Source organism: Streptomyces sp. NPDC050704 (assembly GCF_040654355.1).
Taxonomy (GTDB): Bacteria; Actinomycetota; Actinomycetes; order Streptomycetales; family Streptomycetaceae; genus Streptomyces.
Window position 1 is genome coordinate 104,491 of record NZ_JBFAHW010000016.1, and the last position, 15,236, is coordinate 119,726.

Genomic DNA, 15,236 nt, shown 5'->3' on the forward strand with positions numbered 1-15,236 from the left:
CCGGCCATGACTACGGCCACCGTCCAGACGACCGCCACCAAACGCCTTCGCCCGCGCCTCGTCATGCGCGCTCCCAGGGCTCCACGGCGGTCACCGCGTCGACCGGAAGCGGGCCGTAGATGTGCGGGAACTCCTCGCCGCCCGGCTCCGGTGCCTCGTACTTCAGCGGCGCTCCGAGCCGTTCGGCGTCGATGACCAGCACCACCAGCTCGTCGGGGCCCTCGTACGCCCCGTACAGGAAGTCGGCGACGCGCGGCAGCTGGGTCCGGGTCGAGCAGTGGATGAAGCCCTCCTCCTGGAGGGTCCTGCCGCGCGTCGACATCTCGTACGTGCCGGTCGCGCGGGCCGCATCCCACAGGGCGCGCTCGGTGATGTGCAGAAGTTCGGGCATGGTCCACACGCTAAGGGGTCAGGCGGGCCGCGCGGGCCCGGAGGTACCGCTGTTCCGGCAGGCTGAGGGTCTTGGCGGCCGCCGACTCGTAGGCGGCGCGGGCGGCTTCGGGGTCGCCGGCGCGCTCCAGGAGGTGGGCGCGGACCGCGTCGAGGCGGTGGCCCGTCGCCAACTCGGCTTCCAGAGGGTCCAGTTCGGTCAGGCCCGCCCTCGGGCCGTGCACCATGGCGACCGCCACCGCGCGGTTGAGGCGTTCGACAGGGCCGGGGGCGAGGCGTACGAGGATGTCGTAGAGGCCGAGGATCTCGTGCCAGTCGGTGCTGTCGGGCGAGGGCGCCTCGTCGTGGACGGCGGCGATCGCGGCACGCAACTGGTAGGGGCCCAGCCGGTGTTGGGGCAGGGCCTCGGTCACCAGGGCCACGCCCTCATCGATCGCCGCCTTGTCCCACAGCCCGCGGTCCTGCTCGTCGAGCGGGACCAGCTCGCCGTGCGGCCCGGTGCGCGCGACGCGGCGGGCGTCGGTGAGCAGCATGAGCGCGAGCAGGCCGGTCACCTCGCAGTCACCGGGCAGCAGGCGGTGCACCGTACGGGCCAACCGGATGGCCTCGCCCGCGAGTTCGGCACGCTGGAGCGTCGTCCCGGAGGTGGCCGTGTACCCCTCGTTGAAGATGAGGTAGAGCACGTGCAGGACCGCGGGCAGCCGCTCCTCCCAGTTGTCGGGGCGCCCGAACCGCGCACCCTTCACCTTCTGTTTGGCCCGGCTGATCCGCTGCGCCATGGTCGCCTCCGGCACCAGGTGCGCGCGGGCGATCTCGGCCGTCGTGAGACCGCCGACGGCGCGCAGCGTGAGCGCGATCTGCGAGGGCGGGGTCAGGTCGGGGTGGCAGCACAGGAAGAGGAGAGTGAGCGTGTCGTCCTCGGAGGGCGCCCGGTCGCCGCCGTCGGCTCCAGGCGGTGATACCCAGAAGGCATCACGCGGTGCGAGGGCCGCCGCCCGCTCCTCCCGCCGCCGCCGTGCCTCCTCGCTGCGCAGCGCGTCCGTGAGCCGCCGCGAGGCGACCCTGATCAGCCAGCCGCGCGGGTTGTCGGGCACTCCGGCCGCCGGCCACTGCCCGGCCGCGGCCAGCAACGCCTCCTGCACGGCGTCCTCGGCGGCGTCGAAGTGCCCGTACCGCCGCACGAGCGCGCCGAGGACCTGCGGCGCGTGCCGGCGCAGCAGGTCCTCGGTCGCGGTCGTCCGTCTCGGGGGACGGCTCACACGTCGCCGCCGTCGCCGCCGATCGGCCGGATGACGACCGGGTACGCCCGCTGGCCCTCGGGCTCGGGGCACTCAAGGATCCGCTCGGCGATCTCCGTGACCCGCTCCAGGCTCGCGCAGTCCAGGACCCAGTAGCCGGCGAGCAGTTCCTTGGTCTCGCTGTACGGGCCGTCGGTGATCACGGGCTTCCCGTCCGGACCCTTGCTGACATGCCGCGTCCGCGCGGGCTCCGTCAGGCCCTGGGCGTCGACCAGTTCGCCGGACTCGGCGAGGTCGTTGTTGAGAGCTCCCATGAACGCGAACATCGCCTGCATGTCCTGCTCGCTCCAGGCCGGGGAGCCCTCGGTGGGCCTGCCCTGCATGCCCTCGTAGTCCGCCTGTGAGCCCTGCACCATCACCAGGTACTTCATGAGTCCGCTCCTTCGACTGGGGCCGCCCGCGGTGGGCGGCTCTCGCAGGGGACGTCGGAGCCGGCCGTCGAGTCTCTACATGCCGGCGCAAAGAATTCTTCGGGCGGGCGGAAACCGCCCGGGATCAGCTCAGGCGTCCCGCTCCGCCTGCGACTCCGGCGCATCGGGCGGTCCGGGCTCGACGGTGAGGGCGGGCTCCGCCTCGGAGTCCTCTTCCTCGTACGCCGCGCACCGGAGGTTCTGGCAGGGGCCGGGACCCCAGATGGGCACGAAGACTCCCATCGTCTTGTGCCGACGCACGACAGTGTCGACGGGCTGCTTGCAGACCGGACAGACGTACTCATCACTGGCCATACCTCCAGGGTAGGACGGTACGGGCCGGGCCGACAGACGAGCGACCATACGAGCCCGAGCCGCGAGCCGCGAGCGACTGTGCGGGCCGTCCGCCGGTCAGCGCTTCCTGCTGTACGTCCGCACGACCGCCCCGTTCTTGAACGTGCGCACCTCCTCCAGCGTGAACTCACCGACGGCGAATCCGGAGCCGAACATCGGCATGCCGGAGCCCAGCACGACCGGATACGTCTTGACGACGAGCTCGTCGATCTCGTCGATCAGCTCGCCCGCGAGCTGCGAGCCGCCGCACAGATAGATGCCGAAGTCGCCGTCCTCCGCCTTGAGCTCGCGGACCCTGCCGACCAGGTCGTCGGCGATGATCTCGACGTGCGGGTCGGGCGACTTCTTGAGGGTGCGCGAGGCGACGTACTCGCGCATGTGGGCGTACGGGCTGGTCACGTCCATGTCCAGGGCGATCTGGTAGCTGGCGCGGCCCTGGATGATCGTGTCGTACTTCTTGTTGGGCAGGTCGTCGATGCCGACGGAGCGGCGCCCGTGGGTGGGCATCGTCTCCGGATACTCGGCCTTGAGGAACTCGAAGAACTCCTCGTCCACGAAGCGCATCATCATCTCCGCGTCGCCGCTCGGGTCGCCGATGAAGCCGTCGATCGAGCAGGCGATGAAGTAGGTGAGCTTTCGCAAGTCGGCCTCTTTCCGTAGGGTGTCCCGTGAACCACTCCATTCATAGTGCTTCAACTGTAGTGGTTGCAAGGAGATTTCCGAGGGTTTCCCGTACGGGACTCAAGTGGGAGAGAGGTTTCCGGATGGCGAGCAACCCGGAGCGCCGGGCCGCCCTGGTCGACGCCGGTGTGGAGGTGCTGGCGAGCGAGGGGGCGCGCGGACTGACATTCCGCGCGGTCGACGGCGAGGCGGGGGTGCCGGTGGGCACCGCCTCCAACTACTTCACCGGCCGCGACGACCTGCTGCGCCAGATCGACGCGCGACTGCACGAACGGCTCGCGCCGGACCCGCGGGTGCTGGCCGACCTCATGACGGGGCCGAGGGACCGCTCCCTGGTCACGGCGTTCATGCACGACCTCATGTCACGCGCGCAGCGGGACCGCACGGGCTATCTGGCGCTCCTGGAAATGCGCCTGGAGGCCACCCGGCGCCCCGAGCTGCGGGCCTCGTACACGAAGACGATCCGCGGCGACCTCGAGTACGGGATGGAGTTCCACCGCTCGGCGGGCCTCCCCGGCGGCGACGACACCGTGACGGTCCTCTACCTCGCCATGCTCGGCCTGATCCTGGAACACCTGACCCTGCCGGGAGTACTGGACGGCGTACTGCCGGGGGTGAGCGTGCCGGAGGGCTTGGTAGAACGAATCGTGGAGACAGTGGTGCCGAACTCGAACGCCTGAGACACGCCCCTCAAGGGGCGCGGGGAACTGCGCGCCCAGCCACAGCCGACCCGCACCCTACGAACCGACCCCCGGCACCCCAGTCTTTTAGGGGCGCGGGGAACTGCGCGCCCAGCCCCCACCGCCCCGCAGGCTGCTCACGACCCGGCACTCCCCGCCCTACCCGCGGAGCGATTCGCTTCACGCCACATCGGCCACATGGGCGGACCCGAAGGAAGGTCCAGGACACGGCCGGTGGAGGCAAAGCCGAGGCGTTCGTAGAGGACCCGGCTACGGGAGCTGCTCGCTTCCAGGTACGCGGCCAGGCCCTCCCCGTCACACCGGCCCAGCACGTGCTCGATGAGCGCCGTGCCGAGGCCCTCGCCCTGCCTCCCGGGCGCCACGGCGATCATCCACAGGTATTCGTGAGCCCTGCCCTTCGGGTGGATGTCGGCCGTCAACCGGCCGATCAGCTCGACCCGTTCGTTCTCGGGGTCGACGGCCTCGCGCAACAGGGCCGGCCCGTCCTCGTCCTCCTCGTGGGCCTCCGCCGGCACCGAGAACCACAGCGCGCAGGCCGAACCGTCCTCGGTGATGTCCACGTACCCCTCGTCGAGCACGATGTCGAGGAAGGCGCCCATCAGCAGCGGATGTCTGCGCCGCCGGTGTTCCGCGTCGGGGAAGACCCAACCGCTCACCGGGTCGTCCTGAAAGGCCTCGTCGAGAAGCCGCGTCACGGCCTCCCGGTCGCCCTCGCCCGCTCTGCGGATTGCCACGCCCATGCCCCGCCCCTTCACCTCAACCGACCGTGCTCACCTGGCCGTTGAAGCCTAGGCGATCACCCCGTCAAGGGGCGACGGGTCCCGCACACCGTGGGGATGTGCGGGGCCCGCCGGAACCGGAACCCCTCCGCCGCGCCGCGTCGTCAGGCACCACGCGGCATCTGTGGCTCCGGTGTCTCATTCGCGGTACGGCCCGTGACAGCCGTACCGCTTCGGGTGTACGGGAGCCGGGAACGTCAGGCGGCCTCCCGCCTTTTCACTCACCCGTCACTCGTCACCTACCTCCTCACGCGCCACGCGGCTCCGGCCTCCCCGTCACGTGCTCCGCCGCGTCACGAACTCGGCCAGCGACAGGAGCCCTCCCGCCGCTTCCGGGTCCGGGACGGCCCGGGACAGATGGTGGAGGGACCGGGACATCCGGTCGGCGGCCTGGAGTTGCGCCCAGTCGCGGCCGCCCGCACGCTCGACGGCCAGGACCGTGCGCTCCAGATCTCCGTCGGCGTACGGAGCCCGGTACAGCTCGGCGAGTTCGACCGCGTCCGGCGTACCGGAGGCGAGCGCGGCGACCACGGGCAGGGACTTCTTGCGGGCCATGAGGTCCGCCCCGGCCGGCTTGCCGGTGTGCCCCGGATCCCCCCAGATGCCGATCACGTCGTCGATGAGCTGGAAGGCGAGCCCGGCCTCACGGCCGAACGCGTCCAGCGCCTCGACGTCCGCCTCGCCCGCGCCCGCGTACAGGGCCCCGAGCGCACACGCGCAGCCGAGCAGCGCTCCCGTCTTGGCCTCGGACATCGCGAGAACCTCGTCGAGCGTGACGTCGTCGGGACCCCGGCGCTCCATCGCGGTGTCCGTGTGCTGCCCCGCGCAGAGCTCGACGACACAGTTCGCGAGCCGGGCGGCCGCCGCCGAGGACGCCGGATGCGGATCCTCGGCGAGCAGCCGCTGGGCCAGCGCCTGCAGAGCGTCCCCGGCGAGGATCGCGTCGGCGTCGCCGAACACGGTCCACGCGGTGGGCCGGTGCCTGCGGGTGGTGTCCCGGTCCATGACGTCGTCGTGCAGCAGCGTGAAGTTGTGCACCAACTCCACGGCGGCGGCCGCCCGTACGGCCGTCGCGTGCTGCCCGCCCAGCGCCCGGACCGCGGTCAGCACGAGTGCGGGCCTGATCGCCTTGCCCGGATTGCCTGCCGCCGGAGTGCCGTCCGCGTGCTGCCACCCGAAGTGGTAGAGCGCGATCCGCCGCAGGGGCCCTGGCAGTGACTCGACGGCCCGGCGCAGCTCGGGGTCGACCGACGCCCGGGCACGCTCCAGGATTCCTTCCGCCTCCTGCCCGTCGGGCGCCCCGTGTCGCCCGTCCCCGGCAGGTCCGTGGCGTCCGGGAACGGACCGCCCTTCGATCGGGTCCCGCCCTTCGACGACCGGTAACGGGCTCTGCTGTGTCTCCGTCATGAGCTCACCCATGGGTCCGCCTTGGAGAGTTCGCGGATGGTGGCGGTTCCGCTGCCGCTGGGCGCGTACTCAGTCGGTCTACCCGCGCAGACGTGCGGGAACACGGCGGGCGCCGTGCGGGACGTCACCGCCAGCGGCCGATCTCGACGTTCTCCAGGACCCCGAGCGCGTCGGGCACCAGGACCGCCGCCGAGTAGTAGGCCGTCACCAGGTAGGACATGATCGCCTGCTCGCTGATGCCCATGAACCGCGCGGACAGGCTCGGCTCGATCTCGTCCGGGATGCCGGCCTGCTGCAGCCCGATGACGCCCTGGTCGGCCTCGCCGGTACGCATGGCGATGATCGAGGTCGTCCTCTCCTCGGTGACCGGGATCTTGTTGCACGGGTAGATCGGCACGCCGCGCCAGGTGGGGATGCGGTTGCCGCCCATGTCGATGGTCTCGGGGACAAGACCCCGCTTGTTGAGCTCGCGGCCGAACGCGGAGATCGCGCGCGGGTGGGCGAGCAGCAGCTTGGTACCGCGCCGCCTGCTGAGCAGTTCGTCCAGGTCGTCCGGGCCGGGCACACCGTCGTGCGGCTGCAGCCGCTGGTCGTACTCGCAGTTGTTGAGCAGCCCGAACTCCCGGTTGTTGACGAGCTCGTGCTCCTGGCGCTCCTTCAACGCCTCCACGGTGAGCCGCAACTGCTGCTCGGTCTGGTTCATCGGCTGGTTGTAGAGGTCGGCCACGCGTGTGTGGATGCGCAACACGGTCTGGGCGATGCTGAGTTCGTACTCCCGTGGTGCCGCGTCGTAGTCGACGTACGTTCCCGGGATGGCCGCTTCTCCGGTGTGGCCGGCGGCGAGGTCGATCTCCTTCTCGCCGTACTTGTTGGCGCGCTGCTCGGGAATCGCGCGCAGCTGCTGAAGGTGCTCGTTCAGCGACTCGGAGCGCTCCGCGATCTGGTCGAGGTCCCGGCGGGGCAGCGCGAGCACCGTACAGGCCGTGACCGCGCGGGCCGTGTACTCCCAGATGGCGTCCGGGTCGGTGATCGCCTGGTCTCCGAAGTAGGCCCCGTCTGCGAGGACGCCGAGCACCGAGTCGTCCCCGTACGGACCCGTGCCGATCTTCTCGACCTTGCCGTGGGCGAGCAGGAACACCTCGTCGGCCTGGCTGCCGAAGGAGGCGAGCACGTCGCCCGGGCCGAACTCCCGCTGCTGGCAGCGCTGGGCGAGCTCGCCGAGCACCTCCTGGTCCTCGTACGTGCGCAGGGCCGGCAGTTCGCCCAGCTCCGCGGGGATGACCTGAACGCGGTCACCCGTCTTCACGAAGGTGACGCGGCCGTCGCCCACGGAGTAGCTGAGCCTTCGGTTCACCCGGTACGTGCCGCCCTGCACGTTCACCCACGGGAGCATGCGCAACAGCCATCGTGAGCTGATCTCCTGCATCTGTGGTGCGGACTTCGTGGTGGTGGCCAGGTTCCGCGCCGCGGATGTGCCGAGACTCTTCTGCGGCTGATCCTGGTCCGCGCGGATCTCTTCGCCTACCGACATGAAAATGCCCTCCCAAATCGCACAATGAGCTGCGGGGCAAGCCTTCCATCACGGACCGTGTCGGTGCTATTACACGAAAGAGCGGGAATGGATCTTCGATTTCGGGGCACAACGTAGAACCCGTCCGGCCGGTCGACAGGTCGCGGCGGCCGAGCCCGCGGGCCATCCTGGCCGGGGAACTTCAAGATCCGGTCGCCCGTTGGGCCGGTAACGGACGAACGACGAGGAGACGGCAATGGCAGGCTTCCTGGACCGCGCCAAGGAACAGGCCCAGCGTGGCCTCACGCAGGGCAAGCAGAAGCTCGACGACGTGCAGGCGCAGCGGGCGGGCGGCGAGCTGCTGAAAAGCCTCGGTGCGGCCTACTACGCCGAGCAGCGCGGCAGCGGTTCGCCGCAGGCCACTCAGCAGGCTCTCCAGGCCCTGGAGAGCCACATCGCGACACACGGGGACAGCTTCCTGCGCGCCTGACACGGCCCGACCGTGCCGCTGACGGGGCACTGACCGGACGCTGACCGGATCGGCTCGCACGCTGTGCGAACAAGTGGTTCAGGGCTGCGGGGTTCCGGTACAAGCAGCGGTACGAGACGGCCACGACCGGTGGCCGTCGCGCCCCGTGTAAGGAGGCGGTCGTGGCCCCACCCATGTCCGCGGGCAGCTTTCTGGGCCGGCTCAAGGACGAAGGGCTCACTGTCGTCGAGGTCGGCGACTGGGAGCATCACAACCGCAATCACAAGGGGCCGTGGGGCCCCGTCCACGGCGTGATGATCCACCACACCGTGACCTCGGGCAGTGCGCGGACGGTCGAGATCTGCCGCGACGGCTACAGCGGCCTGCCGGGCCCGCTGTGCCACGGCGTGATCACCAAGGACGGCCGCGTCCACCTCGTCGGCTACGGCCGTGCCAACCACGCGGGCCTCGGCGACGACGACGTACTGCGCGCGGTCATCGCCGAGAAGGGCCTCCCGCCGGACAACGAGGCGAACACCGACGGCAACCGCCACTTCTACGGCTTCGAGTGCGAGAACCTCGGCGACGGCCAGGACCCCTGGCCCGAGGCCCAGCTGGCCGCGATCGAGCGGGCCGCGGCGGCGGTCTGCCGTCACCACGGCTGGACTGAGCGCTCGGTGATCGGCCACCTCGAATGGCAGCCGGGCAAGATCGACCCGCGCGGCTTCACGATGGCCGCCATGCGGGAGCGCATCGGGGGCCGCCTCAAGTGACAATGGCCGGGTGACCGGCCCCGATGTCCCCGACACCCCCGAAGCGCTCGACCTCGGTGTCCTGCGGCCGCGACTCCCGTCGCCGCTGCGCGAGACGGCGGACGAGCGCTTCGCGCGGCACGGTGTACGGCTGCTGCTCAAGCGGGACGACCTGATCCACCCCGGCCTGGTCGGCAACAAGTGGCGCAAGCTGGCCCCGAACCTGCGCGCCGCGGCGGGCCGTACGGTCCTCACCTTCGGCGGCGCGTACTCGAACCATCTGCGCGCCACCGCCGCCGCGGGCCGGCTGCTGGGGCTGCCCACCATCGGCGTGGTCCGCGGCCAGGAACTGGCCGACCGGCCGCTGAACCCGTCCCTGGCCCGGTGCGCGGCCGACGGTATGCGGTTCCACTTCGTCGACAGATCGACGTACCGCCGCAAGAGCGAGCCGGCGACGCTGACCGACGTCCTCCGCGCGGCCGCCGCCGAGGACGCGTACGTGATCCCCGAGGGCGGCAGCAACCCACTTGCCGTGCACGGCTGTACGGCCCTCGGCGAGGAGCTGCGCGGCCACGGCGGTATCGACGTGGCCGCGCTCGCCTGCGGCACGGGCGGCACGCTCGCGGGCCTGGCCGCCGGTCTTGCCCCGGATCAGCGCGCACTGGGCATCCCCGTGCTCAGGGGCGGCTTCCTGGCCGCGGAGATACGCACCCTCCAGGGCGAGGCCTTCGGCGGCCCCCGAGGCGACTGGTCCCTCGACGACCGCTTCCACTTCGGCGGCTACGCCCGCACCACCCCCGAACTCGACGCGTTCGCCGCCGACTTCGAGCGGCGTCACGGCCTGCCCGTCGAACGTCTCTATGTCGCCAAAATGCTGTACGGGCTTGTCGCTCTCACGGAGGAAGGCGCGTTCCCGCGCGGGACGGTGATCGCGGCGGTCATCACCGGCCGCCCCGACTCCCCGGCAGCCCTCTAGGTCGTCTCCCGGAACGCCGCCGCCTCTTCCAGGTCCAGTCGCCGCAGCAGCGTCCGCAGCATCTCGTCGTCGATGAAGCGGGCGTCCCGCAGCCGCACGAACACATCCCGCTCGGCCGCGATCATCTCGCGCGACAGCCGCCGGTACGTGTCGTCCACGGTCTCCCCCGTCACGGGGTTCACCGTTCCGAGCCGCTCCCACACGGCGTTGCGGCGCCGCTCCAGGACCGCGCGGAGCCGGTCGGCGAGCGGTGGCGGCAGGGCGTTGCGCTCGTCGCCGACGAGTTCGTCGAGGCGGCGCTCGGCGGCCCGGGACGCCTGCGCCTGGGCGTTCGCCTCCGCGAGCGTCTCGGCCTGCGCGTCACGTCCCGGCAGCTTCAGGAGGCGGATCAGCGGGGGCAGCGTCAGCCCCTGCACCACCAGCGTCCCGATCACTGTCGTGAAGGTCAGGAAGAGCACCAGGTTGCGTCCCGGGAACTCCTCCCCGCCGTGCACGGTGAGCGGGATGGAGAAGGCGATGGCGAGCGAGACGACTCCCCGCATCCCGGCCCAGGCGATGATGAACGGACCCTTCCACGTGGGGTTCTCCTCCCGTTTCCGGATCCGCGCGGACAGCAGACGCGGCAGGAACGTCGCGGGATACACCCACACGAAGCGGGTCACGACGACGACCAGGAAGAGGGCCACCGCGTACCAGGCGGCGCGCGTCCCCTCGTACTCCCCCAGGCCCTTGAGGACGACCTGGAGTTGCAGACCGATCAGTGCGAAGACCGCCGACTCCAGGATGAACGCGACCATCTTCCACACCGCCTCCTCCTGGAGCCGGGTCGCGAAGTCGACCTCCCAGTTGCGGTGTCCCAGGTACAGCGCCACGACGACCACGGCGAGCACTCCGGAGGCGTGCACCTGCTCGGCGACCGCGTACGCGAAGAAGGGCACCAGCAGGGAGAGGGAGTTCTGCAGCAGCGCCTCCTTCAGATGCCTGCGCAGCCAGTTGATCGGCACCATCAGGACGAGCCCGACGCCGATGCCGCCGAGCGCCGCGAGCAGGAACTCGCCGATGCCGCCCGCCCAGGTCGCGCCCTCGCCGATGGCGGCGGCGATGGCCACCTTGTAGGCGGTGATCGCGGTGGCGTCGTTCACCAGGGACTCGCCCTGCAGGATCGTGGTGACCTTGGAGGGCAGTCCGACCCGGCGCGCCACCGCGGTGGCCGCCACCGCGTCCGGCGGCGCCACGACCGCGCCGAGCACCAGCGCCGCGGTGAGCGGCAGGTCCGGCACGATCAGGTACGCGGCCCAGCCCACGGCGAGCGTCGCGAACAGCACGTACCCGACGGACAGCATCGCCACCGGCCGGATCTGGGCCCGCAGATCGAGGTACGAGCTGTCCGTGGCCGCCGTGTGGAGCAGCGGGGGCAACAGCAGCGGCAGCACCACGTGGGGGTCGAGGGTGTATTCCGGCACCCCGGGGACGTACGAGGCCACCAGGCCCGCCGCGACGAGCAGCAGCGGTGCGGGCACCGGGGTGCGACGGGCGACGCCCGCGACCATGGCGCTGCCCGCGACCAGCAGGAGCAGGGGCATCACATGCATCGGCTTCGGTCCGCCTTCGTTTTCCGCGCGGCTTCCCGCACACCCGTCGTAATCTGGCAATCATGAAACAGTGCACGCACGCCGACGCGCTGCCGGACCCGGAACCGGCACCGCTGAGTGAAACCTGCCTGGAGTGTCTGGCGGCGGGCACGCACCCGGTGCAGCTTCGCCTGTGTGTGGTGTGCGGTCACGTCGGCTGCTGCGACACGTCGCCGATGCGGCACGCGACAGAGCACTTCAAGGACACGGGACATCCGGTGATGCGGTCTTTCGAGCCCGGGGAGAGTTGGCGCTGGTGCTTCGTCGACCACGTACTGGTGTGACACTGTCTTCTGACCGTCGGCCTCGACGGTTCGACCGTCTGACGCCTGGGTACGTCAACCCGGCGCGCGCTCTTCCCAATTGGGCCCGCAGACCCCTAGCCACTGTGCGTATACATAGGTTTACTATGAGTGACAGCAAGGGGTTGGGGTCCCGGGGACAGAAAACCTGAGAGCGCGATAGCGTCACCGCTGAACCACGTTGCGCGTTACCCCGGGGGGCGACCCTCGGCCCCCGAAAGAGCTTGTACCACCTTGGAGGTGAGGGTGTCCCAGATCGCAGGCGAGCCCGCGACCCAGGACTTCGTCGAAGTCCGGCTGCCGGCTGCGGGCGCCTATCTGTCGGTGCTGCGCACGGCCACGGCCGGCCTCGCGGCGCGTTTGGACTTCACCCTCGACGAGATCGAGGACCTGCGCATCGCTGTCGACGAGGCCTGCGCGATTCTGCTGCAGCAGGCCGTGCCGGGCTCAGTGCTGAGCTGTGTCTTCCGTCTGATCGACGACTCGCTGGAGGTGACGGTCTCGGCGCCCACGACGGACGGCCACGCCCCCGCGCGGGACACCTTCGCCTGGACCGTGCTGTCGGCCCTCGCGGGCAAGGTGTCCTCCTCGGTGGCCGACGACAAAACCGTTTCGATCAGCCTCTACAAACAGCGCGGCGCGGGACCCGGGCCGGCGTGAGGAACGGGGACGGGCCGGTGCGGGACGAAGAGCGCGGCACACGGGAACTTCCCGCCGAGGACGGGGGTTCCCCCGTTCGAGCGCAGTCGAGAGTGGGTGAGGACGGCCTGAGCGGGCCGCGGCGCCTGGCGGAGGGCGTCGACGGCATCCCCGAGCAGCAGGCCCGGCCGCACCCCGAGGAGCAGTCCTCGGCGGCCGCGGGGCCTCAGCAGGAAGGGCCGATCGACAAGGACGAGCGCGAGGCGCTCTCCGGCCGTGACGGGCGACGGGCGGGACTGATGAGCGAGCAGCAGCACGAACACGAACGGAATGCCGACAGCGGGCGCGCGGGCGCACGGCACGACCCCCACGACCGCAGCGGCGCACGGGCCAAGTTCATCGAGCTGCGCAAGCTGCCGGACGGCAGCGCCGAGTACGCGGAGCTGCGCAACCAGCTGGTCCGGATGCACCTGCCGCTCGTCGAGCATCTCGCGCGCCGCTTCCGCAACCGCGGTGAGCCGCTCGACGACCTCACGCAGGTCGCCACCATCGGTCTGATCAAGTCGGTCGACCGCTTCGACCCGGAGCGCGGCGTCGAGTTCTCGACCTACGCGACACCGACGGTGGTCGGTGAGATCAAACGGCACTTCCGGGACAAGGGCTGGGCGGTCCGGGTGCCGCGCCGTCTGCAGGAGCTGCGCCTCGCGCTCACCACGGCGACCGCGGAGCTCTCGCAGCAGCACGGCCGCTCCCCCACCGTGCACGAGCTGGCCGAGAAACTGGCCATCTCGGAGGAGGAGGTCCTGGAGGGCCTGGAGTCGGCCAACGCGTACTCCACGCTGTCCCTGGACGTCCCCGACACGGACGACGAGTCCCCGGCGGTGGCGGACACGCTGGGATCCGAGGACGAGGCGCTGGAGGGCGTCGAGTACCGCGAGTCCCTCAAGCCGCTCCTCGAGGACCTGCCGCCCCGGGAGAAGCGCATCCTGCTGCTGCGCTTCTTCGCCAACATGACGCAGTCCCAGATCGCCCAGGAGGTCGGCATCTCCCAGATGCACGTCTCCCGCCTGCTGGCCCGAACGCTGGCCCAGCTCCGCGAAAAGCTGCTGGTGGAGGAGTAACAGGCTCCGCGCCCTGTATCGGGCGCGGGCCTGCTCGGTCTACTTCGGTTCCCGTACCCCACCGGGCCCGGTGATCCCCAACGCCCGGGTCGTCTCCGGATTCACGATCAACACCAACGCCGCGACCGCCACCACCGCCAGAGCGATCCCACCGGGAATGGCCATGCTGTCGGCCTGGAGCAGGTTGTACGCGACGGGCAGCGCCATGATCTGCGTGATGATCGCCGGCCCCCGGCTCCAGCCGCGCCGCAGCAGCAGCCCACGCGCGGCCAGCAGCGGCAGCAGCGCGAGCACGATCAGCGTCACACCCCCGGTGACGGCCTGGCCGCGGTCGTCCGGGTGGCCCGTGAGGCCCCTCACGAGGATGTAGAGGCCGCCGGCGACCAGGGCGAGCCCTTCCAGCGCGGCCAGCGCCGCCGCTGCGGTCAGCCGCCCGGGGCGGGGTCCGGCGTCAGGGCTGTCGGGGGTGGGATTCCGCTCAGAGCTCACCTTTGAAGGGTAGCCCTCGCGTTCCGTCCGCCCACGCCCCCGGGGGCTCCGCACTCTCACCTGATCCTCACCTCGGTATGGGCCGAGTACCGCACGGTAGGTACGCTGCATCGCATGCGTGCACTTCTTGTGGTCAATCCGGCGGCAACCACCACCAGCGCACGCACGCGTGACGTCCTGATCCACGCGCTGGCGAGCGAGATGAAGCTGGAAGCGGTCACCACCGAGTACCGCGGGCACGCCAGAGACCTCGGCCGGCAGGCCGCGGAGAGCAAGGACATAGAACTGGTCGTGGCCCTCGGCGGCGACGGCACGGTCAACGAGGTCGTGAACGGACTGCTGCACAACGGCCCCGACCTCGACCGCCTGCCGGGCCTCGCGGTCGTCCCCGGCGGCTCCACCAACGTCTTCGCGCGCGCTCTGGGACTGCCCAACGACGCGGTGGAGGCGACGGGCGCCCTCCTGGACGCGCTGCGCGAGGGCCGGGAGCGCACGGTGGGCCTTGGCCTCGCCGCGGGCACCCCGGGCAGCGAGGACGAGGGCGTCCCCGCCCGCTGGTTCACCTTCAACGCGGGCCTCGGCTTCGACGCGGGCGTGGTCGGCCGGGTCGAGCAGCACCGCGAGCGCGGCAAACGCTCCACGCACTCCCTCTACCTGCGCCAGGCGATGCGCCAGTTCTTCGGGGAGACCCATCGCCGCCACGGAACCATCACCCTGGAACAGCCCGGCGTCGACCCGGTGACCGATTTGGTGCTGTCCATAGTCTGCAACACCTCTCCGTGGACGTATCTGGGCAATCGCCCGGTGTACGCCTCACCTAAGGCCTCGTTCGATACCGGCCTCGACGTACTCGGTCTCAGCCGCATGTCGACCGCCGCGGTTGTCCGGTATGGCACCCAGTTGCTCACTTCGTCCCCCGAACACGGACCCCAGGGCAAGCACGCCACCTCCCTGCACGATCTGACGGACTTCACCTTGCATTCGAAGGTCCCGCTCCCCCTGCAGATGGACGGCGACCACCTCGGACTGCGTACGAGCGTGGCGTTCACAGGCGTTCGCCGTGCACTGCGTGTGATTGTGTGAGCGGAACGGGCTAAAGTCCTTCCACTCGAACGTTTAGGCCAGGATCCACCCCATGGAAGTACGGCTGTGACCTAGTCGACACCGAGGAATCAAAAAAAACTTTCCGGTAGGGGTTGTATCCGCCGCTGAGGTTTGCGAGTCTCTACGTGGCGCTCGGGACGGGCCGCAACATCGCCCCCACAGAGCGCCGGAACCCCTCCTCAAATCACAGGACCACGCCAGTCCGTCTGGCGGTCGGCCCTTC

The 15,236-nt window shown here is 70.6% G+C and carries 18 protein-coding genes; 8 read left to right on the plus strand and 10 right to left on the minus strand.

The features are described 5' to 3' along the window. Positions 1–61: 61 nt before the first annotated feature. From AB0I18_RS12025 to AB0I18_RS12045, 5 genes are all read right to left on the minus strand, one after another. A complete protein-coding gene (locus AB0I18_RS12025; RefSeq protein WP_363105303.1) occupies positions 62–391 on the minus strand; it encodes a DUF952 domain-containing protein in 330 nt (109 codons plus the stop codon). Positions 392–401: 10 nt separating this feature from the next. After that, entirely contained in the window at positions 402–1,649 is a 1,248-nt protein-coding gene (locus AB0I18_RS12030) for a sigma-70 family RNA polymerase sigma factor (protein ID WP_363105304.1), read from the minus strand. Next, positions 1,646–2,059 (minus strand): YciI family protein, encoded by a 414-nt coding sequence (locus tag AB0I18_RS12035; protein WP_363105305.1) that lies wholly within the window; start codon positions 2,057–2,059, stop codon positions 1,646–1,648. The genes AB0I18_RS12030 and AB0I18_RS12035 overlap by 4 nt, the downstream gene beginning before the upstream one ends. Before the next feature lie 129 nt (positions 2,060–2,188). Next, complete coding sequence (locus AB0I18_RS12040; protein ID WP_363105306.1) at positions 2,189–2,413, minus strand: hypothetical protein; 225 nt, start codon at positions 2,411–2,413, stop codon at positions 2,189–2,191. A 96-nt stretch (positions 2,414–2,509) separates the two neighbouring features. After that, positions 2,510–3,094, minus strand: a complete 585-nt coding sequence (locus tag AB0I18_RS12045) for a dihydrofolate reductase family protein (protein ID WP_363105307.1) — start codon at positions 3,092–3,094, stop codon at positions 2,510–2,512. A gap of 122 nt (positions 3,095–3,216) precedes the next feature. Here AB0I18_RS12045 and AB0I18_RS12050 point away from each other — a divergent pair, with 122 nt between their 5' ends. Continuing rightward, positions 3,217–3,813, plus strand: coding sequence for a TetR family transcriptional regulator (locus tag AB0I18_RS12050; protein WP_363105308.1), 597 nt, complete (start codon positions 3,217–3,219; stop codon positions 3,811–3,813). 137 nt (positions 3,814–3,950) lie between these two features. On the opposite strand, the gene AB0I18_RS12055 is transcribed toward AB0I18_RS12050, so the two are convergent. The 3 genes from AB0I18_RS12055 to AB0I18_RS12065 all read right to left on the minus strand — a co-directional run bounded on the left by AB0I18_RS12055 (position 3,951) and on the right by AB0I18_RS12065 (position 7,551). Beyond that, a complete protein-coding gene (locus tag AB0I18_RS12055) occupies positions 3,951–4,574 on the minus strand; it encodes a GNAT family N-acetyltransferase (protein WP_363105309.1) in 624 nt (207 codons plus the stop codon). A 315-nt stretch (positions 4,575–4,889) separates the two neighbouring features. Continuing rightward, complete coding sequence (locus AB0I18_RS12060; protein ID WP_363105310.1) at positions 4,890–6,032, minus strand: family 2 encapsulin nanocompartment cargo protein polyprenyl transferase; 1,143 nt, start codon at positions 6,030–6,032, stop codon at positions 4,890–4,892. Positions 6,033–6,144: 112 nt separating this feature from the next. After that, complete coding sequence (locus tag AB0I18_RS12065) at positions 6,145–7,551, minus strand: family 2B encapsulin nanocompartment shell protein (protein WP_363105311.1); 1,407 nt, start codon at positions 7,549–7,551, stop codon at positions 6,145–6,147. 235 nt (positions 7,552–7,786) lie between these two features. On the opposite strand from AB0I18_RS12065, the gene AB0I18_RS12070 reads away from it, so the two are divergent. The 3 genes from AB0I18_RS12070 (at position 7,787) to AB0I18_RS12080 (ending at position 9,727) form a co-directional block, all read left to right on the plus strand. After that, positions 7,787–8,020 carry a hypothetical protein gene (locus AB0I18_RS12070; RefSeq protein WP_363105312.1) on the plus strand — a complete coding sequence of 78 codons (234 nt, stop codon included), beginning with the start codon at positions 7,787–7,789 and terminating at the stop codon, positions 8,018–8,020. Between the two features lie 161 nt (positions 8,021–8,181). Beyond that, positions 8,182–8,772, plus strand: a complete 591-nt coding sequence (locus AB0I18_RS12075) for an N-acetylmuramoyl-L-alanine amidase (RefSeq protein ID WP_363105313.1) — start codon at positions 8,182–8,184, stop codon at positions 8,770–8,772. 10 nt (positions 8,773–8,782) lie between these two features. Next, positions 8,783–9,727, plus strand: coding sequence for a pyridoxal-phosphate dependent enzyme (locus AB0I18_RS12080; RefSeq protein ID WP_363105314.1), 945 nt, complete (start codon positions 8,783–8,785; stop codon positions 9,725–9,727). Here AB0I18_RS12080 and AB0I18_RS12085 read toward each other — a convergent pair. Beyond that, positions 9,724–11,319, minus strand: coding sequence for a Na+/H+ antiporter (locus tag AB0I18_RS12085; RefSeq protein ID WP_363105315.1), 1,596 nt, complete (start codon positions 11,317–11,319; stop codon positions 9,724–9,726). The genes AB0I18_RS12080 and AB0I18_RS12085 overlap by 4 nt on opposite strands. Before the next feature lie 62 nt (positions 11,320–11,381). Between AB0I18_RS12085 and AB0I18_RS12090 the strand changes: the two genes are divergently transcribed. From AB0I18_RS12090 to AB0I18_RS12100, 3 genes are all read left to right on the plus strand, one after another. Continuing rightward, on the plus strand, positions 11,382–11,642 hold the full coding sequence (locus AB0I18_RS12090) for a UBP-type zinc finger domain-containing protein (RefSeq protein ID WP_363105317.1): 261 nt from the start codon (positions 11,382–11,384) through the stop codon (positions 11,640–11,642). 264 nt (positions 11,643–11,906) lie between these two features. Beyond that, positions 11,907–12,320, plus strand: a complete 414-nt coding sequence (locus tag AB0I18_RS12095; RefSeq protein WP_055512819.1) for an anti-sigma regulatory factor — start codon at positions 11,907–11,909, stop codon at positions 12,318–12,320. Next, positions 12,317–13,420: an RNA polymerase sigma factor SigF gene (locus AB0I18_RS12100; protein ID WP_363105318.1), complete on the plus strand. Its 1,104-nt coding sequence runs from the start codon at positions 12,317–12,319 to the stop codon at positions 13,418–13,420. Before AB0I18_RS12095 ends, AB0I18_RS12100 begins: the two co-directional genes overlap by 4 nt. Before the next feature lie 39 nt (positions 13,421–13,459). Here the strand turns inward: AB0I18_RS12100 and AB0I18_RS12105 are convergent, their stop codons facing one another. Further along, a complete protein-coding gene (locus tag AB0I18_RS12105) occupies positions 13,460–13,909 on the minus strand; it encodes a hypothetical protein (protein ID WP_363105319.1) in 450 nt (149 codons plus the stop codon). 114 nt (positions 13,910–14,023) lie between these two features. Between AB0I18_RS12105 and AB0I18_RS12110 the strand changes: the two genes are divergently transcribed. After that, positions 14,024–14,992 carry a diacylglycerol kinase family protein gene (locus AB0I18_RS12110; RefSeq protein WP_363105320.1) on the plus strand — a complete coding sequence of 323 codons (969 nt, stop codon included), beginning with the start codon at positions 14,024–14,026 and terminating at the stop codon, positions 14,990–14,992. Positions 14,993–15,236: the final 244 nt, after the last annotated feature.

Excerpts from the sequence above, each read along its gene's own strand:
- AB0I18_RS12025 (WP_363105303.1), bottom strand. The coding sequence starts at position 391 with ATGCCCGAACTTCTGCACATCACCGAGCGCGCCCTGTGGGATGCGGCC.
- AB0I18_RS12035 (WP_363105305.1), bottom strand. The coding sequence starts at position 2,059 with ATGAAGTACCTGGTGATGGTGCAGGGCTCACAGGCGGACTACGAGGGC.
- AB0I18_RS12040 (WP_363105306.1), bottom strand. The coding sequence starts at position 2,413 with ATGGCCAGTGATGAGTACGTCTGTCCGGTCTGCAAGCAGCCCGTCGAC.
- AB0I18_RS12050 (WP_363105308.1), top strand. The coding sequence starts at position 3,217 with ATGGCGAGCAACCCGGAGCGCCGGGCCGCCCTGGTCGACGCCGGTGTG.
- AB0I18_RS12055 (WP_363105309.1), bottom strand. The coding sequence starts at position 4,574 with ATGGGCGTGGCAATCCGCAGAGCGGGCGAGGGCGACCGGGAGGCCGTG.
- AB0I18_RS12060 (WP_363105310.1), bottom strand. The coding sequence starts at position 6,032 with ATGGGTGAGCTCATGACGGAGACACAGCAGAGCCCGTTACCGGTCGTC.
- AB0I18_RS12065 (WP_363105311.1), bottom strand. The coding sequence starts at position 7,551 with ATGTCGGTAGGCGAAGAGATCCGCGCGGACCAGGATCAGCCGCAGAAG.
- AB0I18_RS12070 (WP_363105312.1), top strand. The coding sequence starts at position 7,787 with ATGGCAGGCTTCCTGGACCGCGCCAAGGAACAGGCCCAGCGTGGCCTC.
- AB0I18_RS12085 (WP_363105315.1), bottom strand. The coding sequence starts at position 11,319 with ATGCATGTGATGCCCCTGCTCCTGCTGGTCGCGGGCAGCGCCATGGTC.
- AB0I18_RS12090 (WP_363105317.1), top strand. The coding sequence starts at position 11,382 with ATGAAACAGTGCACGCACGCCGACGCGCTGCCGGACCCGGAACCGGCA.
- AB0I18_RS12110 (WP_363105320.1), top strand. The coding sequence starts at position 14,024 with ATGCGTGCACTTCTTGTGGTCAATCCGGCGGCAACCACCACCAGCGCA.